Annotated in this window: 22 protein-coding genes and 1 pseudogene; 7 read left to right on the top strand and 16 right to left on the bottom strand. The window is 68.8% G+C overall.

The features are described from left to right. The first annotated feature begins 13 nt into the window (after positions 1 to 13). Positions 14 to 1,675 (top strand): alpha-glucosidase, encoded by a 1,662-nt coding sequence (locus BWR19_15665; protein APX94257.1) that lies wholly within the window; start codon positions 14 to 16, stop codon positions 1,673 to 1,675. After that, entirely contained in the window at positions 1,663 to 2,778 is a 1,116-nt protein-coding gene (locus BWR19_15670) for an ABC transporter (GenBank protein ID APX94258.1), read from the top strand. Before BWR19_15665 ends, BWR19_15670 begins: the two co-directional genes overlap by 13 nt. A 146-nt stretch (positions 2,779 to 2,924) precedes the next feature. Here BWR19_15670 and BWR19_15675 read toward each other — a convergent pair. The 3 genes and pseudogenes from BWR19_15675 to BWR19_15685 all read right to left on the bottom strand — a co-directional run bounded on the left by BWR19_15675 (position 2,925) and on the right by BWR19_15685 (position 7,283). Further along, a pseudogene (locus tag BWR19_15675) lies at positions 2,925 to 5,444 on the bottom strand (hypothetical protein). A gap of 63 nt (positions 5,445 to 5,507) precedes the next feature. Further along, positions 5,508 to 6,698 (bottom strand): maltose ABC transporter substrate-binding protein MalE, encoded by a 1,191-nt coding sequence (locus BWR19_15680; GenBank protein APX94259.1) that lies wholly within the window; start codon positions 6,696 to 6,698, stop codon positions 5,508 to 5,510. A gap of 189 nt (positions 6,699 to 6,887) precedes the next feature. Beyond that, positions 6,888 to 7,283, bottom strand: a complete 396-nt coding sequence (locus tag BWR19_15685) for a DUF305 domain-containing protein (protein APX95064.1) — start codon at positions 7,281 to 7,283, stop codon at positions 6,888 to 6,890. A 243-nt stretch (positions 7,284 to 7,526) separates the two neighbouring features. On the opposite strand from BWR19_15685, the gene BWR19_15690 reads away from it, so the two are divergent. Further along, positions 7,527 to 7,742 carry a hypothetical protein gene (locus BWR19_15690; GenBank protein APX94260.1) on the top strand — a complete coding sequence of 72 codons (216 nt, stop codon included), beginning with the start codon at positions 7,527 to 7,529 and terminating at the stop codon, positions 7,740 to 7,742. On the opposite strand, the gene BWR19_15695 is transcribed toward BWR19_15690, so the two are convergent. Next, a complete protein-coding gene (locus BWR19_15695; protein APX94261.1) occupies positions 7,739 to 8,872 on the bottom strand; it encodes a cell division protein ZapE in 1,134 nt (377 codons plus the stop codon). The genes BWR19_15690 and BWR19_15695 overlap by 4 nt on opposite strands. A 119-nt stretch (positions 8,873 to 8,991) precedes the next feature. Here BWR19_15695 and BWR19_15700 point away from each other — a divergent pair, with 119 nt between their 5' ends. Next, positions 8,992 to 9,450 carry a nodulation efficiency, NfeD-like protein gene (locus tag BWR19_15700; GenBank protein APX94262.1) on the top strand — a complete coding sequence of 153 codons (459 nt, stop codon included), beginning with the start codon at positions 8,992 to 8,994 and terminating at the stop codon, positions 9,448 to 9,450. 2 nt (positions 9,451 to 9,452) lie between these two features. Further along, complete coding sequence (locus tag BWR19_15705) at positions 9,453 to 10,502, top strand: stomatin (protein APX94263.1); 1,050 nt, start codon at positions 9,453 to 9,455, stop codon at positions 10,500 to 10,502. Positions 10,503 to 10,578: 76 nt separating this feature from the next. Here BWR19_15705 and BWR19_15710 read toward each other — a convergent pair whose 3' ends face one another. Genes BWR19_15710 through BWR19_15730 form a run of 5 tightly spaced genes read right to left on the bottom strand, consistent with a single transcriptional unit; the run spans position 10,579 to position 16,752 of the window. Further along, positions 10,579 to 11,940, bottom strand: a complete 1,362-nt coding sequence (locus tag BWR19_15710) for an N-succinylarginine dihydrolase (GenBank protein ID APX94264.1) — start codon at positions 11,938 to 11,940, stop codon at positions 10,579 to 10,581. Continuing rightward, positions 11,937 to 13,406 (bottom strand): succinylglutamate-semialdehyde dehydrogenase, encoded by a 1,470-nt coding sequence (locus BWR19_15715; protein ID APX94265.1) that lies wholly within the window; start codon positions 13,404 to 13,406, stop codon positions 11,937 to 11,939. Before BWR19_15715 ends, BWR19_15710 begins: the two co-directional genes overlap by 4 nt. Before the next feature lie 9 nt (positions 13,407 to 13,415). Then, complete coding sequence (locus BWR19_15720) at positions 13,416 to 14,432, bottom strand: arginine N-succinyltransferase (protein APX94266.1); 1,017 nt, start codon at positions 14,430 to 14,432, stop codon at positions 13,416 to 13,418. Next, a complete protein-coding gene (locus BWR19_15725) occupies positions 14,432 to 15,496 on the bottom strand; it encodes an arginine N-succinyltransferase (GenBank protein ID APX94267.1) in 1,065 nt (354 codons plus the stop codon). The genes BWR19_15720 and BWR19_15725 overlap by 1 nt, the downstream gene beginning before the upstream one ends. 41 nt (positions 15,497 to 15,537) lie before the next feature. Next, a complete protein-coding gene (locus BWR19_15730; protein APX94268.1) occupies positions 15,538 to 16,752 on the bottom strand; it encodes an aspartate aminotransferase family protein in 1,215 nt (404 codons plus the stop codon). Between the two features lie 139 nt (positions 16,753 to 16,891). Here BWR19_15730 and BWR19_15735 point away from each other — a divergent pair, with 139 nt between their 5' ends. Further along, positions 16,892 to 17,509, top strand: coding sequence for an SAM-dependent methyltransferase (locus BWR19_15735; protein ID APX95065.1), 618 nt, complete (start codon positions 16,892 to 16,894; stop codon positions 17,507 to 17,509). A gap of 24 nt (positions 17,510 to 17,533) precedes the next feature. Here BWR19_15735 and BWR19_15740 read toward each other — a convergent pair whose 3' ends face one another. From BWR19_15740 to BWR19_15755, 4 genes are all read right to left on the bottom strand, one after another. Beyond that, positions 17,534 to 18,421 carry a hypothetical protein gene (locus tag BWR19_15740; GenBank protein APX94269.1) on the bottom strand — a complete coding sequence of 296 codons (888 nt, stop codon included), beginning with the start codon at positions 18,419 to 18,421 and terminating at the stop codon, positions 17,534 to 17,536. Between the two features lie 37 nt (positions 18,422 to 18,458). Continuing rightward, on the bottom strand, positions 18,459 to 19,379 hold the full coding sequence (locus BWR19_15745) for an AraC family transcriptional regulator (GenBank protein APX95066.1): 921 nt from the start codon (positions 19,377 to 19,379) through the stop codon (positions 18,459 to 18,461). A 214-nt stretch (positions 19,380 to 19,593) separates the two neighbouring features. Beyond that, entirely contained in the window at positions 19,594 to 19,794 is a 201-nt protein-coding gene (locus tag BWR19_15750) for a hypothetical protein (protein APX94270.1), read from the bottom strand. A gap of 100 nt (positions 19,795 to 19,894) precedes the next feature. After that, positions 19,895 to 21,106 carry a trans-2-enoyl-CoA reductase gene (locus tag BWR19_15755; protein ID APX94271.1) on the bottom strand — a complete coding sequence of 404 codons (1,212 nt, stop codon included), beginning with the start codon at positions 21,104 to 21,106 and terminating at the stop codon, positions 19,895 to 19,897. A gap of 135 nt (positions 21,107 to 21,241) precedes the next feature. Here BWR19_15755 and BWR19_15760 point away from each other — a divergent pair, with 135 nt between their 5' ends. Then, positions 21,242 to 21,628 (top strand): hypothetical protein, encoded by a 387-nt coding sequence (locus BWR19_15760; protein ID APX94272.1) that lies wholly within the window; start codon positions 21,242 to 21,244, stop codon positions 21,626 to 21,628. Positions 21,629 to 21,630: 2 nt separating this feature from the next. On the opposite strand, the gene BWR19_15765 is transcribed toward BWR19_15760, so the two are convergent. From BWR19_15765 to BWR19_15775, 3 genes are all read right to left on the bottom strand, one after another. Next, entirely contained in the window at positions 21,631 to 22,143 is a 513-nt protein-coding gene (locus BWR19_15765; GenBank protein ID APX94273.1) for a glutathione peroxidase, read from the bottom strand. Between the two features lie 81 nt (positions 22,144 to 22,224). Beyond that, complete coding sequence (locus BWR19_15770; GenBank protein ID APX94274.1) at positions 22,225 to 24,279, bottom strand: hypothetical protein; 2,055 nt, start codon at positions 24,277 to 24,279, stop codon at positions 22,225 to 22,227. Then, on the bottom strand, positions 24,276 to 25,211 hold the full coding sequence (locus BWR19_15775; GenBank protein APX94275.1) for a hypothetical protein: 936 nt from the start codon (positions 25,209 to 25,211) through the stop codon (positions 24,276 to 24,278). The genes BWR19_15770 and BWR19_15775 overlap by 4 nt, the downstream gene beginning before the upstream one ends. Positions 25,212 to 25,213: the final 2 nt, after the last annotated feature.

Here is a 25,213-nt window from a genome sequence, read left to right on the forward strand (position 1 = left end):
GGAACATGCGCACATGGCACAGGCTTCTCGCTACGTAGGCCCCCAGGGGGCCGACTGGTGGCGCGGCGCGGTGATCTACCAGATCTACCCGCGCAGCTTCATGGACAGCCGCGGCGACGGCATCGGTGACCTGCAGGGGGTGATCGACCAGCTCGACTACATCGCCTCCCTCAACGTCGACGCCATCTGGCTGTCACCCTTCTTCACCTCGCCGATGAAGGACTTCGGCTACGACATCAGCGACTACCGCGACGTGGACCCGATGTTCGGCAGCCTCGACGACTTCGACCGCCTGGTGGAGGCGGCCCACGCCCGCGGCCTCAGGGTCACCATCGACCAGGTGCTGTCGCACAGCTCCGACCAGCACGCCTGGTTCAGCGAGAGCCGCGCCAGCCGCGACAATCCCAAGGCGGACTGGTACGTGTGGGCCGATGCCCGCGCCGACGGCTCGCCGCCCACCAACTGGCAGTCGGTGTTCGGCGGCTCGAGCTGGCAGTGGGACACGCGTCGCTGCCAGTACTACCTGCACAACTTCCTGGCCAGCCAGCCGGATCTCAACTTCCACAACCCGGCAGTGGTCGAGGCGATCCTCGGCGAGGTGCGCTTCTGGCTGGAGCGCGGCGTGGACGGCTTCCGCCTCGACGCGGTCAACTTCTGCACCCACGGCAAGCTCGAGGACAACCCGCCCCGCGAGGACCTGGCAGAGGGCTTTCTCGGCGTGCGCCCCGACAACCCCTACGGCTTCCAGCACCACCTTCACGACAAGACCCAGCCGGACAATCTGGCCTTCCTCGAGAAGCTGCGCGCGCTGCTCGACGAGTACCCTGGCACCACCAGCGTCGGCGAGGTCGGCGACGACGACTCGCTGCGGGTGATGGCCGAGTACACCCAGGGCGGCAAGCGGCTGCACATGGCCTACTCCTTCGACCTGCTCGGCGAGCGCCACGACCCGGCCTTCCTGCAGCACACCCTCACCGAAATGGAGCGGCGCATCGCTGACGGCTGGCCGTGCTGGGCGCTGGGCAACCACGACGTGGTGCGACTCGCCACCCGCTGGCAGGCCGCCGACAATCCTGCCGCGCTGCGCCTCTACATGGCCTTCCTGCTCACCCAGCGCGGCAGCGTCTGCCTCTACCAGGGCGAGGAACTGGGGCTGCCCGAGGCCCAGTTGAGTTTCGAACAGCTGGTCGACCCCGCCGGCATCACCTTCTGGCCGGCCTACAAGGGCCGCGACGGCTGCCGCACGCCTCACCCCTGGGTCGCCGATGCCCGGCACGCCGGCTTCAGCAGCGCCACACCCTGGCTGCCGGTGCCCGTCGAGCATGCCAACCTGGCGGTTGACCGGCAGGATGACGACCCGGCCTCGCTGCTCAACGCCTACCGCGCCTTCCTGGCCTTCCGCCGCGGGCTGCCCGCGCTGGTCAAGGGCGACGTGCGCTACCATTCGCTGCAGGGCGAGGTGATGCGCTTCGAACGACGCTATCAGGGCGAACGCCTGCTGGTGGCACTCAACTTCGCCGCCACGCCCTGCGAGGTCGCCGCCCCGGCCAGCGCCGAGCCACTGGCGGATGCTCCGCCGCTGGTCAACGGCCGCTGGCAGAACGGCACCCTGACGCTACCCGCTTACGGCATTGCCATCGCGCGCTGCTCGGAGGACAACCCATGGGACGCCTGACACTGGAAGGGATCGGCAAGGCCTTCGGCGAGGTGGAGATCTCTCGCGATATCGACCTGACCATCGAGGACGGCGAGTTCGTGGTCTTCGTCGGCCCTTCGGGCTGCGGCAAGTCGACCCTGCTGCGCATGATCGCCGGGTTGGAGGACATCACCCAGGGCGAGATGTGCCTGGACGGCGAGCGCATCAACGAGATCCCGCCCCAGGAGCGCGACATCGGCATGGTGTTCCAGTCCTACGCGCTCTATCCGCACATGAGCGTGGCCGAGAACATGGCCTTCGGCCTCAAGCTGGCGCGCACCGACAAGGCCGAGATCCGCCGGCGCGTGCAGCACGCCGCCGAGATGCTGCACCTCAGCGAACTGCTCGAACGCCGCCCCAAGGACCTCTCCGGCGGCCAGCGCCAGCGGGTCGCCATCGGCCGCACCCTGGTCAAGGAGCCGGCGGTGTTCCTGTTCGACGAGCCGCTCTCCAACCTGGATGCGGCGCTGCGGGTCGACATGCGGGTGCAGATCGCCGAGCTGCACAAGCGCCTGCAGGCGACCATGATCTACGTCACCCACGACCAGGTCGAGGCGATGACCCTGGCCGACCGCATTGTGCTGCTCTCCGGCGGCCGCATCGCCCAGGTCGGCGCGCCGCTGTCGCTCTACCACTTCCCCAGGACCCTGGAGGTCGCCGAATTCATCGGCTCACCGCGCATCAACACCCTGAGCGTCGAAGTGCTCGACCCCGGTCGCCTGCATACGGCGGTGCGCCTGCCCGGCGGCGCCACCCTCCAGGTGGCCGTCGACGGTGCCCGGCTCAAGGCCGGCGATCGCGCCACCCTGGGCGTGCGCGCCGAGGACTTCGTCGCCCCGGACCAGGCCGAGGCGACGCTCCAGGCGCGCCTGATGGTCGCCGAGAAGCTCGGCTACGAGACCCTCGCCCACCTGCAGGTGGAAGGGGTCGAGGCGACGCTGACCCAGCGCCTCGACGGCCTCGCCCATCTCGACGACCACCAGGCCGTCACCCTCGGCCTTGACGGCAAGCACTGCCACCTGTTCGGCGCCGACGGCAGCGCCTGTCCTCGCCAGGTGGAGATCCCCGGCGTCACCCACTGAGCGCCGATCGACCGCCACCCTGCGCCCCGGTGCTTATCCAGCCCGGGGCGATTTATTGCCTGCCTCAACGTCTACCCAAAAGAACCCCGATCATATGATCGGGGTCGAGCAAGGCTCTGCTCAGGGCGAGGAAACGAGGCGGAACGCTAGCCCTTGACGCCGCCGGCGGTCAGCCCGCCGATGATCCAGCGCTGACAGATCAGGAAGGCGACGGTGATGGGCAGGCCGGAGAGCACCGCGGCGGCGGCGAAGTTACCCCAGCGCTGGTTGTGGTCGGCCAGGTACTGCTGGGCACCCACGGCGAGCGTCAGCTTGTGCTCGTCGACCAGCAGCACCGAGGCCATGGGGTACTCCATGATGCTCATCACGAAGGCGAGGATGAACACCACCATCAGAATCGGCACCGACAGCGGCAGCAGGATATAGCGGAACGCCTGCCAGGTGCTGGCGCCGTCGACCATGGCGGCCTCCTCCAGCGAGCCGTCGATGGACTCGAAGTAGCCCTTGATGGTCCAGATATGCAGCGCCACGGCGCCCAGCGAGGCGACGATCAGCGCCCCGTGGGTGTTGATGCCAAGCCATGGCACCAGCTGGCCGAGGCGGTCGAACAGCGCGTAGAGCGCCACCAGCGAGAGCACCGCCGGGAACATCTGGAAGATCAGCATGCCCTTGAGGAGCGGCGCCTTGCCCTTGAAGCGCATGCGCGCGAAGGCGTAGGCGCTGGTGGTGGCGAGCATCAGGATCAGCAGCGACGACACCACCGCCACCTTGATCGAGTTCCACAGCCACAGCAGTACCGGGAACGGCGGCTGGACCACGCTGCCGTCGGCACGCTCCCAGGGGATGCCCAGCGCCAGCGACCAGTGCTCCAGCGAGAAGCGTTCGGGGATCAGGCTGCCGGTGGCGAAGTTGCCCTCGCGAAACGAGATCGAGATCACCAGCAGCAGCGGAAAGACGATCAGCGAGACGAAGCCGATCAGGGCGAGATGCGCGCCCAGACGGCGGGCGCGGATCGAGCGGGGTTGAACCATGGCCATGACGGTTTCTCCTTATCAGACCTTGACCTTGGACAGGCGCAGATTGAGCAGCGACATGCCCGCCACCAGCAGGAAGATCAGGGTGGCGATGGCCGCCGCCAGCCCGAAGTCCTGGCCGGCATCCTGGAAGGCGATGCGGTAGGTGTAGCTGACCAGCAGGTCGGTGGTGCCCGCCGGGGTGCTGGCGCCGAGGATATCGGGGTTGCCGCCGGTGAGCAGGGCGATCAACACGAAGTTGTTGAAGTTGAAGGCGAAAGCGGCGATCAACAGCGGCGTCAGCGGCTTGAGGATCAGCGGCAGGGTGATGGTCAGCATGTTGGTGAGCGGACCGCCGCCGTCCACCGCCGAGGCCTCATAGAGATCGTGGGGGATCGACTGGATCAGGCCCATGCACAGCAGCAGCATGTAGGGGTAGCCGAGCCAGGTATTGACGATCAGCAGCATGCTGCGCGCCAGCCACGGGTCGGTGAACCACTCGGGGCGGATGCCGAACACCCCGTCGAGGATCATGTTCACCTCGCCGAAGTGCTGGTTGAACATGCCCTTGAAGATCAGGATCGAGATGAACGCCGGCACCGCGTAGGGCAGGATCAGCAGCGTGCGGTAGATCGCCTTGCCGCGCAGCTGGTCCCACTGCAGCAGCGAGGCGAGGGTGAAGCCGACGACCAGGGTGAACAGCACGGTGAGGCCGGCGAAGGCGAAGGTCCAGACGAAGATCTGCATGAAGGGGCCGCGGATATCCGGGTCGGCGAAGATCCGCGTGTAGTTGTCCAGGCCCACCGCCACCGGCCAGCCCGGGGTGATGCGCTGGCCATCGTCGCCGACGAAGAAGCCGGTGTCGCGGTCCGGCGTCAGCACCCGGTCGTCGCGGCGATCATACAGCGAGCCGTCGTCGCGTGCCTCATAGCGGTCGAGCATGGGCGCAAAGTGGCGCAGCCCCGCCATGCGCAGCTCCAGGCCTTCTGGGGTCACCAGGCGCAGCGCCTGTAGGGCGTCGCGGGCGGCGATCACCTCGCGCATCTCGAGCGGCTCGGCGTCGAGGGCCTGGTGCAGCGGCTCGATCTCGATGCGCCGGCTGGCGTCGTCACCGAGGTAGAGCGGGGCGCTAATAAAGCGAGAGGCACCTTCCAGCGCGGCCTCCATCTCCGTATCGGCCTCGCCCTCCAGCGCTATCTCGCCGTCGCTTTCCAGTGCCAGGCGCACCTCCTCGCCCTCGCGCAAGACCTGGAAGGTGAAGGAAGCGCCCTCCTCCTGGTAGGTCCGCGCCAAGAGTTGGGCGCGCACTCGGTCTTCGCTGAGCAGGTTGCTGGAGCTGTAGTTGCTGAAGCTGATGCCGATGGTATAGAGCAGCGGGAAGATCACGAACACCCCGAGCCCCGCCACTGCCGGAAAGATGTAGCGGTGGCTCATCAGGGTGCGCTTGGTGAACACCACCGCCAACGAGGCGCCGAGCACCAGGAACAGCAGCGCGAACATCCACTGGCCGTTGAGATGAAAGGCCAGCACCAGCCACATCAGGGTCAGCACCAGGGCCGCTATCAGGCCGCGCATGGCCCAGCGGGTATAGCGCTCGGCGACATGCCGCGAACGGTGTCGCGGCAGGCCTCGGGAAGCGTTGGTCGTGTACATGTCGATATCCTGCGGGAGCGGGCCGGCGGCAGGGCTGCCGCCGGCCATGGGCGTCGGGTAGGCTTACTGGCGCATGCGGCGCGCCGCGGCGTCGAGGGCTTCCCGGGGCGACTGGCGGCCGCTGCCGATGTTCTGCAGCGCCGGCTCCATGGCGGCCCAGAAGGCGCCCATCTCGGGAATATTGGGCATCGGCATGCCGATCTCGGCGTTGGCCAGGGTCGCGGCAATATTGGCGTCGCTTTCCAACTCTTCCTGATAGGCGATATGCGCCACCGCCCCCAGCGAGCCGTCGCTATTGAAGGTGCGCATGCCGGCCTCGCTGAGCAGGTAGCTTTCGAGGAATTCCACCGCCAGGAAGTCGTTGGGCGAGGCGGCATTGATCATCGCCGTCATCACTCCGTACATGGCCCGGGCGCGCTCGTCGCCGACCTTGGGCAGCAGCGCCACGCCGTAGTCGATGCCGCTGCGCTCCAGGTTTGGCCAGGCCCAGGGGCCGCTGATCATGGTGGCCACCTCGCCGCGGTTGAAGCGGGTGTCGGCAATGCTGTAATCGGTGCCGCGGGGCAGCACGCCGCTGTCGATCAGCTCGGCGATGAGTTCGGCGCCCTGCACGGCCCCCTCGTTGTTGACGCCGATATCGCTGACGTCGAAGCCCTCCTCGGTCTGCTTGAAGGGATAGCCGCCGTTGGCGGCGAGCAACGGCCAGCCGTAGTAGGGCTCGCTATAGTCGAACAGGATCGCCTTCTTGCCCTGCTCGGCAAGCTCGGCGTCCAGCGCCGAGAGCTCGGCGAAGCTCTGCGGCGCCTCGTCGACCAGCGCCCTGTTGTAGATCAGCCCCAGCGACTCCACCGAGACCGGGTAGCCGTAGGTGTCGCCGTTCCACAGCGTGGCATCCCAGGTGAAGTCGAAGTAGGCGGCGCGGAAACCGTCACTCGGAGAGATCGGCGCAAGCAGGCCGCTCTGGGCCCACTCGCCGAGACGGTCGTGGGCCCAGATCACGATATCGGGCCCCTGGCCGCTGCCGGCGGCCTGCTGGAAGCGGTCGGTGAGGTTATCGGGAAAGACCACCTCGACCTCGATGCCGGTCTCGTCGGTGAACTGGGCCGCCACCTCGCGAATGCCGTCCTGGCCCTTGTTGTCGCCCATCCAGATGGTCAGGCGGTCGTCGTCGAAGGCCAGTGCCGGCGCGGCAGCGGCGCCCAGCAGGGTGGCGGCGAGCAGCGGCGTGAGGCGGCGATTGAGAACGGTGTGCATAGGTCATGCCCCATTGTTGTTATCGAGAAAGTATCGTTGACCCGACTAGCCTCGCCAATCGACGCGTGGGATGGCTCCTCCTCGGGGGGCGTAGGGGTGGCGTAAGCGTGGGGCGTAGATGGCGCAGCCGCAAACGACGACGCCCGCTGCAGCGGGCGTCGTATCAGTCGGCAAAGCGTGGCGAAAGCGTCAGTGGCCGTGCTCCTCGAGCCAGGCTTCGAGGAAGGCGATCTCCTCCTCCTGGGCGTCGATGATCTCGCGGGCCAACTGCTGCAGCTCCTCGTCCTCGCCGTGTTCGAGGACGATATTGGCCATGTCGATGGCGCCCTGGTGATGGGGGATCATGCCGCGGGCGAAGTCGACGTCGGCATCGCCGGTGAAGCCGACCATCATGCCCTCGTGCATGCGCTCGTTGGCTTCGCGGTAGGCCTGTACCGCGGGGTCGTCGGCGTGCTCCTGGTCATCCATCTGATGATCGTCGTGGGCGTGCTCATCGCCATGGCCATGGTCGTGCTCGTGGCTGCCGGCCTCGGCCAGCGGGCTCAGCGCCAGCACCGCGGCCACCCCCAGGCTGCCAAGCAGCAGGGCCAGCGGCCCGCGGGAGGTATCGGCATCATAGGCAGCGGTACGGGGTTCGGTCTGGGTAGATCGCATCATGAAAAACTCCTGGTTCCTGAAACGCATCGTGTCAGGCCATCAATATAAAAGCTGTGGGCCGCCCACAGGTCAATCAGGCCATCGGGACACCGGCAAGGCAGCAGCAGGCTTGAAATCCTGGCCCCCGCAGCCGCATGCTAGCGGCATTGCATCCATTCTCGGAGCCTGACCATGCGCCGCCTGACATCTACCCTACCGCAGCTGTGCGGCCTGACATTGACCCTGGTCATGCTGGCGGGTTGCACCGTGAACACCTTCCCCGACGGCAGCCGCGAAACCCTGTGGGGCGTGCCCCAGGAAGACAGCCCCGGTGAGCAGCAGCGCCCCGGTACCTACCGCGACGAGACCGGCGAGATTCGCGGCCAGACCGAGGCGCCCGAGCGCTAGGCGCCGGTACCGGAGCGCTGAGGTGCAGCACCGAAGCGGGCCAGCTGCATCTCCTTGAGACGGCTGGCCACGCGGCGAAAGGCGAAGCTCAGCTCACCCTGGACATACAGCCCCTCGATGGGCACATGCGCCTCGATATACAGCGGCACGCCGCGGTCGTAGCACTCGTCGACCAGGGCAATGAAGCGTCGCGCACCGTCGTCCTGCCGTGAAAAGCCGCGCCGCACGCCAGCGCCGGCTGTATCCGGCCCCAGGTCTTCGATCTTGGCCTCCTCTAGCGTGCTACCGGCCTCGCCGCCCATGGCCGGCACCCCGCCGACCAGGATGTGCCCAAAGCGGTCGCACAGGCCGATGAAATCCAGCGCGCCCAGCGGCTGCTCGCAGAGCGACGCATAGCGACACCACAGCACCGCCTCGCTGCGCGCTTCCACCTCGATGGCGCGCCCATCCAGATCGAGAGGCTCGCTGCTGGTCGACTGGCCGTTGCTCAATTCGGCAAAGACCCGGGCCAAACGCTGCGGCGCCCGCACCCAGTAGCGCGGCTCGGCGCGGCCCGGATGCTCGCGGTGATCGCAGCCGCCGTCCATCGCCACGACCTGCAGATGCCGCTCGATGGCGGCGATCGCCGGCAGGAAGCGCTCACGATTGTAACCCTCGGCATACAGCTGATTCGGCGGCTGGTTGGAGGTGGTGACCAGCACCACGCCGGCGTCGAACAGCGCCTGCATCAGCCGGCCGAGCAGCATGGCGTCGGCGATGTCGCTGACGAACAGCTCGTCCAGGCACAGCACCTGGACCTCCTCGCGCAGCTCGCGGGCCATCACCGTGAGCGGGTCCGGCGTGCCGCTGAGCTGGAACTGGCGGCGGTGCACCCAGCGCATGAAGTGGTGAAAGTGCTGGCGCCGCGCGGGCACCGCAAGCGAGGCGTGGAAGCGGTCCATCAGCCAGGTCTTGCCGCGCCCCACCGGCCCCCACAGATAGACGCCGCTGGGTCGAGCGCTGTCGTCATGTAGCGCCCGATAGCAGGCATCGAGGACGTCCGCGGCATGCGCCTGGGCGGCATCGGCGGCAAAGTCGAGATGCGCCACGGCATCATCGTAGGCCTGGCGGGGCGAGAGGCGCTGCGTCATGCGTGGGGCTCCTGAAACTGAGCCCCGACCATGCCATGTTGCCCCGCCCCCGACAAATGCCCCCCGCCGCGCCCCAATGCAGTACCATGGGGGCCGCTTCCGGCCTCAAGGAGACCCTCATGGACTGGAACCCGGCCCTGCTGTGGCTGGCACTCAGCCTGCTGCTGGCACTCGCCGAACTCACCTCCGGCGCCATGGTGCTGCTGGCACTGGGCATCGCGGCACTGTTCGCTGCCTTGTTGGCCTGGCTCGGCCTGTCGCTGGCCTGGCAGCTGATCGGCCTGGCGCTGGCGACCGGCGTCATGGTGCCGGTGGCGATCAAGTTCATTCGCCCGTGGTTCTCGCCGCGCGGCGTGGCCTATGGCACCACCGGTACCGGGGTCGAGAAAGGCCGCGTCTACCGCACCCTGATCCGCGACTACGACGGCGCCACCGGCATCAAGGTCAACGGCGACTTCTACCGCCTCCGCGTGCAGGAAACCGCCGCCACCGAACTGCCGCTGGGCACCGCCGTGGTCTTCAAGGAATTCGATGGCACTACCGCCATCGTCACCATCGCACCACCCAAGGAGCACTGAACATGGATCTCCCCGTCAGCCCAGGCCTGATACTGGCCCTGATCGTCGTCTTTATCGGCATCCTGATCGTCGTCAAGGGCCTGGTGATCGTTCGCCAGTCCGAGGTCATGGTGATCGAGCGCCTCGGCTCGTTTCACCGTGTGCTGGAGAGCGGCATCAACATCATCATCCCGTTCATTGACCAGCCCCGCGCGATCACCATGATCCGCTACCGCAAGATGGGCGATGACTACCACGCCATCACCAGCGACGAGATCCGCATCGACCGCCGCGAGACGGTGATGGACTTCCCCGGCCAGCCGGTGGTGACCACCGACAACGTCACGGTGCGCATCAACGGCGCCCTCTACTACCAGATCATCGATCCCAAGCGCGCCGTCTACGAAGTCGAGAACATGAGCCAGGCGGTGGAAGTGCTGGCCAAGACCACGCTGCGCTCGGTGGTCGGCAAGATGGAGCTCGACAAGCTGTTCGAGTCCCGCGCCGAGGTCAACAACGAGATCCAGAGCGCCATGGAAGAGCCGGCCTCCAAGTGGGGCGTCAAGCTGTCGCGGGTCGAGGTGCAGGACATCGCCATGCCCGAGGAAGTCGAGACCGCCATGCGCCTGCAGATGGCCGCCGAGCGCAAGCGTCGCGCCACGGTGACCGAAGCCGAAGGCGAAAAGTCCGCGGCAATCGCCAAGGCCCAGGGCCAGCGTGAGTCGTCGATCCTCAACGCCGAGGGCGACAAGGAGTCGGCCATCCTCCGCGCCCAGGGCGAGCAGGAGTCGATCAAGCTGGTGCTCAACGCCATCGGCGACAGCGAGGAGAACAAGCAGACCGTGGTCGGCTATCTGCTCGGCCAGAGCTATATCAAGGCGCTGCCGACCATGGCCAAGGACGGCGAGCGGGTCTTCGTACCCTACGAGTCCAGCGCCCTGCTCGGCTCGATGGGCATGTTCCGCGACCTGGCCGGCACGCCGGAAGACGCGGTGGGCAAGCACCTGCGCAGCAGCGGCAAGACGGACGGACTGCGCGGCGGCGTGGTCGGCGGTGCCGCCAGCGGCAGCTGAGCCTCGCAACACGCTAAGACGACGCGGCCGGGCAAATGCCCGGCCGCGCTTCGTTTGGGGTGTGACTGCAGGACGCTTATGCCAGCTGAAACGGATACACCGAGCCGATCTGCAGGATCCGCGTCAGTTCGTCCAGCGCGCTGAGGGTCTCCTCGGCGAGCTGCGGGTCGGCGAGGTCGTCCGGCGCCAGGCGGTCGCGGTAGTGGCGCTCGACCCAGGTAGTGAGTTCAGTATAGAGCGCCTCATCGAGCAGCACCCGGCCGCACAGGGCCTGGCGCTCGGCGGCGCTGAGCGCCACCCGCAGGCGCAGGCAGGCGGGACCGCCGCCGTTGCGCATGCTCTGCTTGACGTCCTTGACCAGCACCTCGCCGATGGGGTTGTGGCCCGCCAGTAGCAGGTCCTGGATGGTGCGCCATACCGCCTCGTTCTCCTGACACTCGCCGGGCACCACCAGGGTCATCGAGCCGTCGGGATTGGAGAGCAGCTGGGAATTGAACAGGTAGGAGCCGACGGCGTCCTCGAGGCTCATCGCCTCGCGCGGCACGCGCACCGGAATCAGCGGCGTGGCCAGCTTGGCCCGCAGTGCGTCGAGGGTGCCCTGCTCGTCGCGGAAGGCCATCTCGTGGTAGAGCAATACCGGTCCATTACCCACCGCGATCACGTCGTTGTGAAACACGCCGGCATCGATGGCCGCGGGGTGCTGCTGGGCGAATACCGTCTGGGCTTCGCCGAGGCCGTGCTGGCGAGCCACCGCCTGGCTGGCCTCCAGCGTCTGGCGCGCCGGGAAGCGCTGGGGCTCGTGGGCGGGGTCGCCGCCGAAGGCCTGGCGGCCGTAGACGAACAGGTGCACCCCGGGCTCGCCGTGGGAGGCGCTCAGGCGGGTGTGGTTGGCCGCGCCCTCGTCGGAGAAGGCCGGGGTCGCCGGCAGCACCGGGTGGTGGGAGAAGTGGCGCGGGTCGTTGAAGATCGCCGCCAGCACGCGGCCGGTGGTCTCCGGCTCCAGATAGCGGTGGAAGCTCGACTGCAGGTTGGCCGGGGTGAAGTGCACCCGCCCGTCCACGGCATCGACGCTGGGCGTCACGGTGCCGGCATTGGCGGTCCACATGCTCGACGCCGAACATACCGCGCGCAGCAGCTGTGGCGCCTCGCGGGCGGCGCGGGTCAGCACCTCGTGGGGCGTGCCGCTGAAGCCCAGCGCGCGCAGCGCGCCCAGGTCGGGGCGCTGCTGGGGCGGCAGCACGCCCTGGGCGTAGCCGGCGTCGAGCAGCGACTTCATCTTCGCCAGCCCCTGCAGCGCCCCCTCGCGGGGGTTGGAGACCAGCCCGCCGTGGCTCATCGAGGCGACGTTGCCCAGCGCCAGGCCGGAGTAGTTGTGGGTGGGGCCGACCAGGCCGTCGAAGTTGACCTCGCGGACGTCCAGGCTCGAAGCGTCGCTCATAGCACCACCCCCGGCGGCAGTTGGTCGGGTAGCTGCAGGTTCTCGCTCTCCATCGAGGCCACCGGATAGGCGCAGTAGTCGGCCGCGTAGTAGGCGCTGGGGCGATGGTTGCCGCTGTCGCCGACGCCGCCGAAGGGCGCGTCGCCGGAGGCGCCGGTGGTCTGGCGGTTCCAGTTGACGATGCCGGCACGGATCCGCAGCAGGAAGTCGTCCCAGTCCTCGCGGCTGCCGCCGATCAGCCCGGCGGAGAGGCCATAGCGGGTGTCATTGGCGATAGTGACCGCTTCGTCCCAGTCTTTATAACGGTATACCTTCAACAGCGGGCCGAAGTGCTCCTCGTCGGGCAGCGCGAGGCCGGTGACGTCGATCAGCGCCGGGCTCAGCAGGCTGGTGTTCTCCTCCAGGCGCTGCATGCGCGACAGCACCGTGCCACCCAACGCCTCCAGGTCATCCTGAGCCTTGAGCAGGCCGTCGGCGGCGGCGACGCTGACCAGCCCGCCGTAGAACGGCGCCGGTTCGCTGAACTGGCCGCCCACCCGGAGCTTGTCGATGGCCGAGACCAGCGCCTCGAGCAGCCGGTCGCCGACCTCGCCGTGGGGCACCATCAGCCGCCGCGCACAGGTACAGCGCTGGCCGCCGGAGAGAAACGCCGACTGCAGGATGGTCAGCACCGCGGCGTCCTGGTCGGGTACGTCGCGGATCACCAGCGGGTTATTGCCACCCAGCTCCAGGGCCAGGATCTTGTCCAACTGGCCGGCGAACTGCTGCTGCAGCAGGCCGCCGACCTTGGCGCTGCCGGTGAACAGCAGGCCGTCGATGTCGCGGCAGGCGGCCAGCGCCTGGCCGACCGGTGCAGCACCCTGCACCAGGTTGATGACGCCGTCTGGCAGGCCGGCCTCACGCCAGCACTGCAGTACCAGGTCGGCGGTCAGCGGGGTCTGTTCGCTGGGTTTGAAGACCACCGTGTTGCCGGCCAGCAGCGCCGGCACCATGTGCCCGTTGGGCAGGTGGCCGGGGAAGTTGTAGGGGCCGAACACCGCCATCACGCCGTGGGGGCGATGGCGCAGCACGGCGTGGGTGCCGCCCAGGTCGCGTTCGCGCTCGCCGGTGCGCTCGTGGTAGGCGCTGATCGACAGCGCCACCTTGCCGATCATGGCGCCGATCTCGGTGCGCGCCTCCCACAGCGGCTTGCCGGTCTCACCGGCAATCGCGGTGGCCAGGTCCTCGCGGTGGCTCTCGAGCACGCCGCGGAAGCGCTCGACCAGCGCCTGGCGCTCGGCGAACGGGGTACGCGCCCAGCCGAGGAAGGCCTGCCGCGCCGCGGCCACGGCGGCTTCGACCTGGGTATCGCTGGCGCTGGCGCCCTGCCAGAGTTCCTGGCCAGAGACCGGGTCGAGCTTGGCGAACCGCTCCGCGTCGCCGTCGACCCAGGCGCCGCCGATCAGCAGCTGCTGTTTGGCTTGCATATGCATCTCCTAGGTTTCGAGTAGACGGAGGGAATCGCCGGCACCGACGTCGAGTCGCTGCGCCTCCTCCTCAGTGAGAACGATCACCCCGTTCTCGTCGGGGCCGCGGCCGACCCAGGCGGCACGGAAATCGAGCATCCCGGTGGTCGATACCAGCCAGGTGTGGCGCTCGCTGCTGGCGGCCTGGGAGGTGACCTCGACCTGGCACAGCCGCGAGTCGCGCACCGCGCGCACATCGTCGATATAGGCCTCCACGGTGGGGCCGCCGTCGAAGATGTCGATATAGCCCTCCCAGCGCAGGCCCTCCTTCTTGAGCATCTCCAGCGCCGGGCGGGTGTGCTCGTGGACCTCGCCGATGCAGGCCCGCGCCTCCTCGCTCATGAAGGTGGTGTAGATCGGGAACTTGGGCATCAGCTCGCCGATGAAGCTCTTCTGCCCGAGGCCCGTCAGGCGGTCGGCCTCGTTGAAGTCCATGGGGAAGAAGTGGCTGCCCAGGCACTCCCAGAACGGGCTGATGCCGGCCTCGTTGAAGACCCCGCGCATCTCCGCCAGCACCTTGGCCGGGAAGCGGTCGCGGAACTGCGCCATGAACAGCCAGCGCGCCTTGGAGAGCAGCGCGCCGTTGCGATCGCGGCGATACTCCGGGCGCAGGTAGAGCGAGCACACCTCGGCATCGCCGGTGTGGTCGGAGCTCAGGAACAGGGTGTCGATGGTGCGGTGCAGGTCGAGCTGCACCGAGGAGTGCGCCAGGGTACCCAGCCGGTAGTTGTAGAACGGCACCTCGCGGCCGACCTGGCCCTCGATGGCGCAGCAGCCGGCCAGCTCGCCGCTGGCGTCGTCCTCGAGCACGAAGAAGTAGAGCCGGTCATCCGCCGGCGTGCGCTCCTCGAAGGCACTGACCGCCAGTGCGATCTTGCTGGCCAGGAAGTCGCGGTTGTCGGGCAGCGAGGTGAATCCCACCCCGGTCTGCTGGGCCAGCGCCTGGAGGCCGTCGAGGTCGCCGCGGGCAATCGGACGAATGCGCATCACAGTTCTCCCTCGTCGAGTGCATCAATGGCGGCGGGCAGCGCCAAGGGAGCGGCCAGCACCGCGCGGCCCTCCTCGACGCCGAGGATCTCGGCATGCTCCGATGACAGCATCAGCTGGCCGGTGGGCGACAGCGCATAGCGCGCCACCACGCAGCGAAAGTCGCCGAGCTGCTGGTTGGCGATCATCGCCGGCTCGGCGTCGGGCAGGGTGTGCGCCGGGCGCACCCGCACCGGATGCCAGGCGGCGCGCCGGAACGACTCGAGGCGCGTGCGCTCGGCCTTGACCACCGGCCCGGCGTCGAAGATATCGACGTGGCGCGAGCGCACGAAGCCCTCGGCCAGCATCTCCTCCAGGGCCGGCTCGTGGTCCGGATGCTCGCGGCCGATGGCGGCCCGCGCCTGGGGCGTGAGCAGCGGCAGGTAGAGCGGAAACTGCGGCATCACCTCGGCGATGAAGCTCTTCGAGCGCACCCCGGCGATGTGATTCATCTCCTGGTAGCCGCGTACGAAGAAGTGGCGCCCGACGCTGTTCCAGAACGGCGACTCGCCGTCGCCGTCCAGGTAGCCCGGGAAAGCCACGGCGAGGATCTCGGCGAAACGCTCCGGGTACTGGGCAATGAACATCAGCCGCGCGCGGCGCAGCAGGCTCACCGCGCTGGTGCCCTGGTAACGAGGGTCCAGCGACAGCGCGCACAGCAGGGTCGCCTCGGAGACCTCATGGGACAGCGACAGGGTCTGCACCTCGCGGCGCACGTTGAGCTGCTGCGAGGCGTGGATCAGGGTCTCCTGGCGGTAGGTGTAGTAGGCCTCGTTGGCGCCGGCCTGGGCACGGATGGTGGCGGTGCCCACCACCTCGCCGCGCTCGCGGTCCTCGAGCACGAAGGTGTAGTGCTCGTCGCCGGGGAACTCCACCTCGCGACTGAAGGCACGCTGGGAGCGGGTGATGCGCTCCTCGAGACGGTCGCGGTGCGCCGGCAGGTTGGTCAGGCGCGGCGTGGCGCTGCCGGCCAGACGCTCCAGCGCCGGCAGGTCAGCCGCACGGGCGGGACGAACGACCAGCATGGCGTGTCCTCCTGAGCGAGACGATGATCCGGGCACTTGGCTCACGCCTTGGCCACCAGCTTGGCGATGGCGCGTTCGAGGCGCGCCATGCCCTCTTCGATATCGGCCTCGGGGATCACCAACGACGGCGCCATGCGCAGCACGTTGGGGCCGGCGATCAGTGCCATCAGGCCCTCGTCAATGGCCAGCGGCAGGATGTCCTTGGCCTGGCCCTCGTACTCAGGGGCCATCTGCGCGCCGATCAGCAGGCCCATGCCGCGGATCTCCTGGAACACGCCGTGCTTGCGGTTGATGGTCTCGAGGTGCTCGCGGAACAGCTCATGGCGCTTCTTCACGCCCTCCAGCACCTCTGGCGTATCGATGTGCTCGATGGCCGCCAGCGCTACCGCCGAGGCCAGCGCGTTGCCGCCGTAGGTGGAGCCGTGGGTGCCGATGGCCAGCGAGCCGGCGATGGCATCGGTGGTCAGCATGGCGCCCACCGGGAAGCCGCCGCCCAGCGACTTGGCGCTGGTCAGGATGTCGGGAATCACGCCGTAGTTCTTGTAGGCGTAGAGCTCGCCGCTGCGCCCCACGCCGGTCTGGACTTCATCGAACACCAGCAGGGCGCCATGGGCGTCGCAGAGATCGCGCAGGCCCTGCAGGAATTCCTGCGTCGCCGGCACGATGCCGCCCTCGCCCTGCATCGGCTCGACCATGATCGCGCAGGTGTCGTCGCCCACCAGCGCGCGCACGCTGTCGAGGTCGTTGTAGGTGGCGTGCAGGATGCCGCCGGGCACCGGGCCGAAGCCCTGGGAGTACTTGGGCTGGCCGCCGACGCTGACGGTGAAGAAGGTGCGTCCGTGGAAGGACTGCGAGAAGGAGATGATCTTGTCCTTGTGCTCGCCGTGGTGGTCCACCGCCCAGCGCCGCGCCAGCTTGAGCGCCGCCTCGTTGGCCTCGCCGCCGGAGGAGCACATGAACACCTTGTCGGCGAAGGTGCGCTCGACCAGGGCGCGGGCAAGCGCCAGCGCCGGCTCGTTGGTGTAGACGTTGGAGAGATGCCAGAGCTTGTCGGCCTGGGCCTTGAGGGCGTTGACCAGCACCGGGTGGCAGTGCCCCAGTGAATTCACCGCGATACCGCCGGCGAAATCGATGTACTCACGGCCCTGCTGGTCCCACAGGCGGCTACCCTCGCCGCGCACCGGAATCACCTGCTGCGGCGAATAGTTGGGCGTCATGTAACGGTCGAAGTCGCTGCGGGTCGGGGTCTGGCTCATGAGGGTCTCCATCCACGGGGATCGATTGATACAACGAGTATACGGCGCCGTCGTCACGCCGGGCTTTCAGCAATGGGACGGCGAATTATGAAAAGCGGTTAGACTAACGGTCAGTTTCCGCATGCGCGAGGGCGCCACCATGCTCAACACCACCGCCTGGAACCGGCTGCGCTACAGCCTCTATGCGCCGATCTACGACCTGGTCGCCGAGCGGGCCTTCCGCCGCGCGCGGCGACAGTCGCTGGAACAGGTGACCTGGCGCCCCGGCATGCGGGTGCTGCTGGTGGGCGCCGGTACCGGGCTCGATCTGCCCTTCCTGCCACGCAACGTCGAGATCCACGCCACCGACCTGGCCCCGGCCATGGTCAAGCGCATCGTGCGACGCGCCGACGCCTTGAACCTCGACGTCACCGCACGCCGCATGGACGCCGCCGACCTCGACTACCCCGACGGCCACTTCGACGTGGTGGTGATGCATCTGATCGTGGCGGTGATGCCGGACCCGGCACGCGGCCTGGCAGAGGCCCACCGCGTATTGGCCGGCGACGGCCAGCTGTGCGTGATGGACAAGTTCCAGCCCGACACCCATCCCGCCGGGATCGGCCGCCGCGCGCTGAACCTGGTGACCACGGCGCTGGCCACCGATATCACTCGCCGGGCCAGGCCGCTGCTGGAGCGCGCCGGCTTCGTCATCGAGCACGACACGCCGATAATGATGGGCGATCTGTTTCGCGCCCTGCTGGCCAGCAAGCGCTAGGCACCACGCTAACTCGGCCTGCGCTCAAGGTTTTCTTTGCGGCGCGATGGTCAACCACACGCCGACGATCACCACCGCGCTGGCCAGCACCTGCAGCGCCACGATGCGCTCGTCGAGCCACCACCAGGCGCCGAGCATGGTGAACACCGGCAGCAGGTTGAGGTAGATCGCCGCGCGGGTCGGGCCGATGTCGGCCAGGGCGCTGTTGTAGAGTAGCAGCGCCACCACCGAGGGAAAGATGCCCAGATAGGCCAGCCCCAGCAGCTGCCCGCCGCTGATCTGCGGCAGCTGCTGGGCGGCGCCCTCGAACAGCGCGATCGGCGCCAGCGCCAGGTTGGCGATCACCAGCATCACCAGCAGGCCGCCGTAGCGAGGAAAGCGCGCCATATGCGTCTTGACCAGCAGCGAGTAGCCCACCCACACCAGCACCGCCAGCAGCATGATCGCATCGCCCGGATTGACCCCGCCGGCAAGCGCCGGGCCCTGCTGGCCGGCGCTGATCACCGTCACCGCGCCGCCCAGCGACAGCGCCACCCCCAGCCACTGCACGACGCGGAAGCGCTCGCCGAGCAGCGCCACGCTGAACAGCAGGGTCACCACCGGGATCATGCTCTCGAGGATCGCCACGTTGGTCGCCGAGGTGTAGTTGAGCGCGGCGTAGATCAGCGCATTGAAGAACGCCACCCCGGTCAGCGCCAGCCCCACCAGCGGCCGCCAGTGCTCGCGAAACAGCGGCCAGCCGCGGCGCGCCTGATGCCAGCCCAGCGGCAGCATGATCAGCAGCGCGATGAAGACCCGGCCCAGCGAGATGGTGAACGGCGGCAGCCCCGCCAGCGCCTTGCCGACCAGGATATTACCGGCGAAGATCGCCGCCACCAGCAGCAGGAAGAGATGGGGTCTTAGCGCGCGAATAAGCGCCTCCTTGTCACGCCCCGCAGGGCAGCCTCGATCAGATCAAGCGCTCTTCGCGCGGGGTCATGCCGAAGTGGTTGCGATAGGCGGTGGAGAAGTGCGCCCCCGACGAGAAGCCGGTCAGCAGCGCGATATCGCCCACCGCGCGGTCGGACTCGCGCAACAGCTTGCGCGCCTCCTGCAGACGCAGGTCGAGATAGTAGCGGCTGGGCACCGCCTGAAGATACTTCTTGAACAGCCGCTCGAGCTGGCGCCGCGAGATGCCCAGGTGCTCGGCCAGCTCGTGGGTGGTCAGCGGTTCCTCGATATTGGCTTCCATCAGCGTGACCGCCTCCACCAGGCTCTGCGGGGCGTGGCCCAGCCGCGAGCGCAGCGGTACATGCTGGGGCTCATCGCCGGGGCGGATGCGCTCGCACACGAAGTGCTCCGACACCGCCTCGGCGAGGCGCTGGCCGTGGTGCTGGCCGATCAGCGTCATCATCATGTCCATCGCCGCGGTGCCGCCGCCGCAGGTCAGCCGGTCGCGGTCGATCTCGAATAGCTGCTGGGAGAGATTGACCCGCGGATAGTCGCGGGCGAAGGCGTCGAAACGCTGCCACGGCAGGGTCGCGCGGTAGCCGTCGAGGACACCGGCACGCGCCAGCACCTCGGTGCCGCCGGCCACGCCGCCCAGTACCACGCCGCGCCCGGCAAGGCGCTTGAGCCAATCGCAGAGGTTCGGCGGCAGGCTCAGCGGCAGCGGGCTCGGTGCACAGACCAGCAGCATGTCGAGGCCGCTATCGTCCTCCCCCACCGCATGCTGCGGGGTCAGCGACAGCTCGCTGGCGCTGCGGGTATCACGCGCCTCCAGGCCATAGGTGGTCGGCACATAGAGCCGCGCGCCGGCGAGCTGGTTGGCCACCTGCAGCGGCTCCAGGGCACAGGCCTGGGCCAGCAGCGAGAATCCCGGTAGCAGCAGGAAGGCGATCTGGCGGCTGGTGCTGGGCTGGGCGCTGGCGGGTCGGAGTGCAGGCATCGCTATCGCCGTGGTGGGCTGGGAGACATATCTTACCCAATTGCCGCGTCACCGGCAGTGCCATCAGGCCCCGCTGGCGACCCTCGACGCAAGCGCGGGTCGCAGATACGCAAACGCCGGGCCCAAAGGGCCCGGCGTTGCGCTGAGTCGGGAGCTGTCAGCGTCCCAGGAAGTGGAACGCCAGACCGGCAACCAGTACCAGAATCACGGCCACTGGCAGCAGCCTGTGCATGCCGCTGGGGGGCTTCTGGGCCTCGGGCTGACGCTGGGGCTCGGCTTCGTCGTAGTCCTCGGGAATCCGCTGGCCCATCACGTGCTCTTTCTCTTCTTCCGGGGTCTTGCTTTCCTTGGTGTCCATCGGGACCTCCTCGCTACCCAGGGGGATATTGCGCTACCCCTTAGACTAGCCCGCGGCGCTGGCGTTCACCACTGGCGCCGCGCTCGGCTCAGCGTTCGGCTTACAGTTCGACCACGTCGAAGTCGGCGACCGGATCGGCGTCGGCGTCATAGTCCACGTCGTCGCGCTCGAAGCCGAACAGCTTGAGGAACTCGTGCTTGTAGCCGGCGTAGTCGGTGATCTCGAACAGGTTGTCGCTGGTGACCTTAGGCCACAGGTCCTTGCAGGCCTGCTGGACATCGTCGCGCAGCTCCCAGTCGTCGAGGCGCAGGCGACCGGCCTCGTCGGTGGAGAAGTGCCCCGCTTGTCCTTGCGAAGAGTAGAGGTGCTCGCCGAACAGCCGGTTGAGCTGATCGATGGTGCCCTCGTGGAGCCCCTGCTCCTTCATCACCCGATAGACCATGGCGATATACAGCGGCATCACCGGAATCGCCGCGCTGGCCTGGGTCACCACCGACTTGAGCACCGCCACATTGGCCCCGCCGCCGCTGGCCCTGAGCCTGGCGTCGATCTCGCCGGCGGCGCGGTCGAGGTCCTCCTTGGCCTTGCCCAGCGCGCCGTGCCAGTAGATCGGCCAGGTGATCTCGGTGCCGATGTAGCTGAACGCCACGCTGCGCGCGCCCGGCGCCAGCACCCCGGCCTGGTCGAGGGCGCTCATCCACAGCTCCCAGTCCTCGCCGCCCATCACCGTGATGGTGTCGTCGATCTCCTGCTGGGTAGCGGGCTCCACCTCGGCCTCGATGATGGCGTCCTTGTTGGTGTCGATGGCGGTGGCGCGATAGGTCTCGCCGATCGGCTTGAGCGCCGAGCGCTTGAGCTCGCCGCTGTCGGGCAGCTTGCGCACCGGCGAGGCCAGCGAGTAGACCACCAGGTCGATCTGGCCGAGGTCGGCCTTGATCATCTCGATGGCTTTATCCCGCGCCTCGTGGGAGAAGGCGTCGCCGTTGATCGACTTGCTGTAGAGTCCCTCGGCCTTGGCGAACTTGTCGAACGCCGCGCTGTTGTACCAGCCGGCGGTGCCGGTGCGCTTCTCGCTGCCGGGCTTCTCGAAGAACACCCCCAGGGTGTCGGCGCCATAGCCGAAGGCGGCGGTGATGCGCGCCGCCAGTCCATAGCCGCTGGAAGCGCCGATCACCAGCACCTTCTTCGGCCCGGCGCTCTTGTCGAGCCCGCGGGCGCGGGTCGCCTCGATCTGCTCGAGCACGTTCTTCTCGCAGCCGACCGGATGGGTGGTGGTACAGATGAAACCGCGGACCTTGGGTTTGATGATCACGTCAGACCTCGATACAACAGTGGACAGTTGGCGCCATTCTACCCACACAACGTCGACGCTGTCCGCCCTTGAGGTACGCCGCCGGGTGGGACAAGATTGCCGGCTAACGTGCGATGAACCCGCCAGGAGAGAATGATGGACGCCCAGACTCTGGTCGATGAACGCGGCGAGCTGTGGCTGGCACTGGCGCCGCTGTGGTTGGATCGCGAACCCCGCGAGCGCGACTATGCGCGCATGGTCGAGGTCATCCAGCGCCACGAGCTGACCCTCACCGAACTCGAATGGATCTTCCGTATCGAGCTGGCCCCGGTGCTGTCACGCACCCAGATGTCGGTGGCCAGCGAGTGGCGCAAGTTCGACGACTATCAGCTGATGAAGCGCCTGGTGGCCCACAACTTGCGCCTGACCGGCTGGCGCCGCAAGAGCTGGGCGCTGTTCTCGGGACTGATCACCATGATGACCCGCCACCGCTGGAACGAACTGATGACGCGGGTGATGATTGCCCGCGGCGAAGCGCCCTGACCTCACACCTCGTAGGGCTGGTCGAGGGCCTCCTCCAGCGCCTCGCGCATCTGTCGCTCCCCGGCCCGCGGCCCGAAACGGCGCAGCACCCGGCCGTCGCGACCGACCAGGAACTTGGTGAAGTTCCACTTGATCAGGGTGCTGCCCAGCACCCCGGGCGCCTGGCGGCGCAGCGCAACGAACAGCGGATGGGCGCGCGGGCCGTTGACCCGCACCTTCTCCATCACCGGAAAGGTCACCGCATACTCGCGCTCGCTGAAGCTGCAGAAGGCCTTGGCCGACTCCGGCGACTGGCGGGCGAACTGGTTGCAGGGAAACGCCAGCACCGTGAAGCCCTGGCGATGGTAGTGCCGATAGAGCGCCTCCAGCTCCTTGAGCTGGGGCGTGAAGCCGCAGCGGCTGGCGACGTTGACCACCAGCAGCACCTGGCCGCGCAGCGCGCGCAGGTTGAAGGGCTCGCCGCGATGGGTACGACAGTCCAGTTCATGCAAGGGAAGTGTGGGTCGAGATGCCATGGCCGCCGCTAGCGCTGGGTGAAAACGCAAAACCGTGGTACCCACGATGCCACGACCGGCGGCGCGGCGCCAGCCCGGGCATCACCGGCGCCGCGGCCAGCGCCGCTTGATCTCGGCCAGCTGTCGCGCCAGCCGACGCCGGCGTAGGTGACGCTCGCGCGCCGAGAGCGGCGCATACAGCAGCCGCTCGATATCCTGGGCCACGCCCTCCAGGGCAGCCTGCGCCGGCCCCGCGGCGGGGGCGATACGCCGCAGGTGGGTCGCCGGCGACTCGCCGCCCTGCGGGCCCGCGCCGCGCCGTTCGAGCCAGGCCTGGAGCCGCCGCACCCGGGCCCCCTCCCCGCCGGCGCGCCGCCAGTGCCAGCTACGCCTCACCCACCACAGCAGCACCATGCCGGCGGCGACCGCGGCCAGGCGCAGCGCGTCGCCAGGGGTCAGCCGCGACCACAGCGATGCGATGCGTTCGGTGAGCCCCGCCAGCAGCGCCTCGCGGCGCTCGCGCTGATAGCCGATGACACCGCGCTGCCAGCGATATTCGGTACGCTCGACGCCGAGCCGCAGGCGATTGGCCCAGCCCAGCTCGCGCAGCCGTAGCGGCGAGAAGGGCGCATCGGCCAGGAAGTCCTCGCTGTCGCCGAGAAACGCCTCGGCGCCCTGTTCGATGCGCTCCGGGGCGATCGCCGCGGTGGGGTCGAGGCGCTCCCAGGCGCCGTCCAACCACACCTCGATCCAGGCGTGGGCGTCGTAGTCGCGAATCGTGAAGTGGCCATCGGGGTGGCGCTCGCCGCCCTGGAAGCCCACCACCACCCGCGCCGGTATGCCCACCATCCGCGCCATCACCGCCGCCGCCGAGGCGTAGTGGGTGCAGTAGCCGGCGCGGGTGTCGAACAGGAAGTCATCGATGCGGTCGGGGCCACGCAACAGCGGTGGGCTCAGGGTGTAGCGAAACGGCGCTTCACCGAAGCGCGCCATCAGCGCCGCGAGATAGCGTCGTGGGTCCCCCTCGGCCTCGCGCCACAGCCGCTCGGCCAGGTCGCGGCTGCGCGGATTGGCGTCCTGGGGCAGCAGGCGATGCCAGGCCGGCCCGGCGGGGTCGGGGTAGCTCGGTGCCCGGGCGCTGCTGGCCACCTGCAGCAGGCCCCGCGAGGAGAGCGGCACCAGGCCCTCGAGGGTGCCGTCGGCCAGGTAGCGCTGGCGGGCATCGCTGGCCAGCGGCGTGCCCAGGCTAGGCCGCCACGGGCGGCTGTCGGGCTCCAGCAGCAGCTCGGCCACATAGCGCGGTGGGCGGTCGTCGAAGGGCGAGCGCTCGGCTTCCTGGACGAACCGCGATACTGGCTGGCCGGCACTCGCGGCGTGCTGCTCGGGGCGCAGCCGCGTCCAGCGTTCACCGTCGAACTGCGACAGGGTATAGACCCGCCAGTAGCGCTCGTCGGGCGGTGGCTCGGCGCCGTCGAAGCGCGCTCGGAAGGCCCGCGCGTCGCTGCGCGACAGCTGGGCGATATCCCCCGGGGCGATCTCGTCGCTGAGGCCGGTGGATGCCTGGTCGGCCTGGGGCAGGCTCCACAGCGGGCCGATCCGCGGCACCACCACGAACAGCAGCACCATCAGCGGCGCCGACAAAGTCAGCAGCCACAGCGCCTCGCGCCAGGCGTCGCGCCCCGCGCGGCCACCGGCCAACACCACCAGGGTTTGCAGCAGCCAGGCCGCGGCCAGCAGCGCCGCAGCGCTCATCAGCAGGCTCTGGTCGTGGAGGAAGGCCGCGGTCAGGGTGACGAAGCCGATGATGACCACCACCCGGCCGTCGCGCCGGTCGTGGGTCTCGAGCAGCTTGAGCAGATAGATCCCCAGCAGCACACCCATCAGCGCCTGCATGCCCATCAGCCCGCCGTACTGCAGCCACAGTCCGGCCAGCACCCCGACCACCGCGGTCAGGCGCAGCACCACGCCGGCCCGCGGCAAGCGGCGCCGCAGCTGCAGGAAGCGCCAGCCGGCGGCGGCCAGCGCCACGCCCAGCAGCCACGGCGGCATGAACGGCAGGTGCAAGGCCAACACCAGGCACTGGCCGATGAACAGCTGCACCAGCAGCGGCGCCGAGAGGCTGCGGCCGTCGGCGAGCAGCGCCGAGGGAGTACTCATGAGCCACTCCGCGATGACGGCGCGGCCCAGCGCGCCAGGGCCTGCAACGCACGGCGTCGCTGGGCCGGGCCGCTGGCCGGGGCCAGCTCGAGCCCCGGCAGGCGCAGCCCGTAGAGGTCGCCGGCACGGTGGTAGTCGAGCAGCTGCGCGCAGAGCCGCGACAGCCGCGCCTCGGGCTCCCCGACGCAGGCGTCGTAGTCGAGCCAGCGCTGGCGCCGCGGCGGCAGGCTGAACGCCTTGGTACTCAGCACCCCGGTGCGACTCCACTGCTTCCAGGCCAGCCGCGCCGGGCTGTCGCCGGCCTCGAAGCGGCGCAGGCCGGCGAAATCCTGGGGCGCCAGCCCCTCGCCGCGGCGCCGCGCATGGGCCACGCCGGTCTCGCCCGGGGCGGGATAGACGAGCAGTTCGACGTCGCTATCGACCCAGGCCACCAGGCGCACCAGCCCCAGCGGCCAGGCGCTCTCCAGCCGCAGCGGGGGCAGCCGCCAGGTGCCGCGATGCAGGGTCGGCACGGCCAGCGGCAGCAGCAGCTCGCCGGCGCGGATCTCCCCTTCGGCGGCTGCCACCTGACCGGGGCCTGCCACCAGCACCACACGCAGGGCGCGGCGGCGGCGCGCGGCGTTCAAGCGAACGTTGAGGCGTGCCATGTCGCCGGCGAACACCTCGCCCGAGGCGCTGGCCGAGAGCCGCACGCCGTGCAGGTTGCGCCAGCCGCGCCACAGCGACACCAGCGCCACGGCGAACAGCCAGAAGGCCAGGCCATAGGCCAGGTTGTTCTGATAATTGATGCCGAACAGCAGCAGTACCGGAATCAGCACCGCCCAGATCACCCCGAAGCGGGTCGGCAGCAGAAACAGGCGCTGCGCGCCGAGCGGCTGGCCGGCGGCGGTCAGCCGCCGCCGCTGCCACCAGTCGCGCAGACGGGCGAGCATCG

Origin of the sequence: Halomonas sp. 1513, from assembly GCA_001971685.1 — a bacterium.
In the GTDB taxonomy this organism is placed as follows: Bacteria; Pseudomonadota; Gammaproteobacteria; order Pseudomonadales; family Halomonadaceae; genus Franzmannia.

Excerpts from the sequence above, each read along its gene's own strand:
- BWR19_15665 (APX94257.1), top strand. The coding sequence starts at position 14 with ATGGCACAGGCTTCTCGCTACGTAGGCCCCCAGGGGGCCGACTGGTGG.
- BWR19_15670 (APX94258.1), top strand. The coding sequence starts at position 1,663 with ATGGGACGCCTGACACTGGAAGGGATCGGCAAGGCCTTCGGCGAGGTG.
- BWR19_15680 (APX94259.1), bottom strand. The coding sequence starts at position 6,698 with ATGCACACCGTTCTCAATCGCCGCCTCACGCCGCTGCTCGCCGCCACC.
- BWR19_15690 (APX94260.1), top strand. The coding sequence starts at position 7,527 with ATGCGCCGCCTGACATCTACCCTACCGCAGCTGTGCGGCCTGACATTG.
- BWR19_15695 (APX94261.1), bottom strand. The coding sequence starts at position 8,872 with ATGACGCAGCGCCTCTCGCCCCGCCAGGCCTACGATGATGCCGTGGCG.
- BWR19_15700 (APX94262.1), top strand. The coding sequence starts at position 8,992 with ATGGACTGGAACCCGGCCCTGCTGTGGCTGGCACTCAGCCTGCTGCTG.
- BWR19_15705 (APX94263.1), top strand. The coding sequence starts at position 9,453 with ATGGATCTCCCCGTCAGCCCAGGCCTGATACTGGCCCTGATCGTCGTC.
- BWR19_15710 (APX94264.1), bottom strand. The coding sequence starts at position 11,940 with ATGAGCGACGCTTCGAGCCTGGACGTCCGCGAGGTCAACTTCGACGGC.
- BWR19_15715 (APX94265.1), bottom strand. The coding sequence starts at position 13,406 with ATGCAAGCCAAACAGCAGCTGCTGATCGGCGGCGCCTGGGTCGACGGC.
- BWR19_15720 (APX94266.1), bottom strand. The coding sequence starts at position 14,432 with ATGCGCATTCGTCCGATTGCCCGCGGCGACCTCGACGGCCTCCAGGCG.
- BWR19_15725 (APX94267.1), bottom strand. The coding sequence starts at position 15,496 with ATGCTGGTCGTTCGTCCCGCCCGTGCGGCTGACCTGCCGGCGCTGGAG.
- BWR19_15730 (APX94268.1), bottom strand. The coding sequence starts at position 16,752 with ATGAGCCAGACCCCGACCCGCAGCGACTTCGACCGTTACATGACGCCC.
- BWR19_15735 (APX95065.1), top strand. The coding sequence starts at position 16,892 with ATGCTCAACACCACCGCCTGGAACCGGCTGCGCTACAGCCTCTATGCG.
- BWR19_15750 (APX94270.1), bottom strand. The coding sequence starts at position 19,794 with ATGGACACCAAGGAAAGCAAGACCCCGGAAGAAGAGAAAGAGCACGTG.
- BWR19_15760 (APX94272.1), top strand. The coding sequence starts at position 21,242 with ATGGACGCCCAGACTCTGGTCGATGAACGCGGCGAGCTGTGGCTGGCA.
- BWR19_15765 (APX94273.1), bottom strand. The coding sequence starts at position 22,143 with ATGGCATCTCGACCCACACTTCCCTTGCATGAACTGGACTGTCGTACC.
- BWR19_15770 (APX94274.1), bottom strand. The coding sequence starts at position 24,279 with ATGAGTACTCCCTCGGCGCTGCTCGCCGACGGCCGCAGCCTCTCGGCG.
- BWR19_15775 (APX94275.1), bottom strand. The coding sequence starts at position 25,211 with ATGCTCGCCCGTCTGCGCGACTGGTGGCAGCGGCGGCGGCTGACCGCC.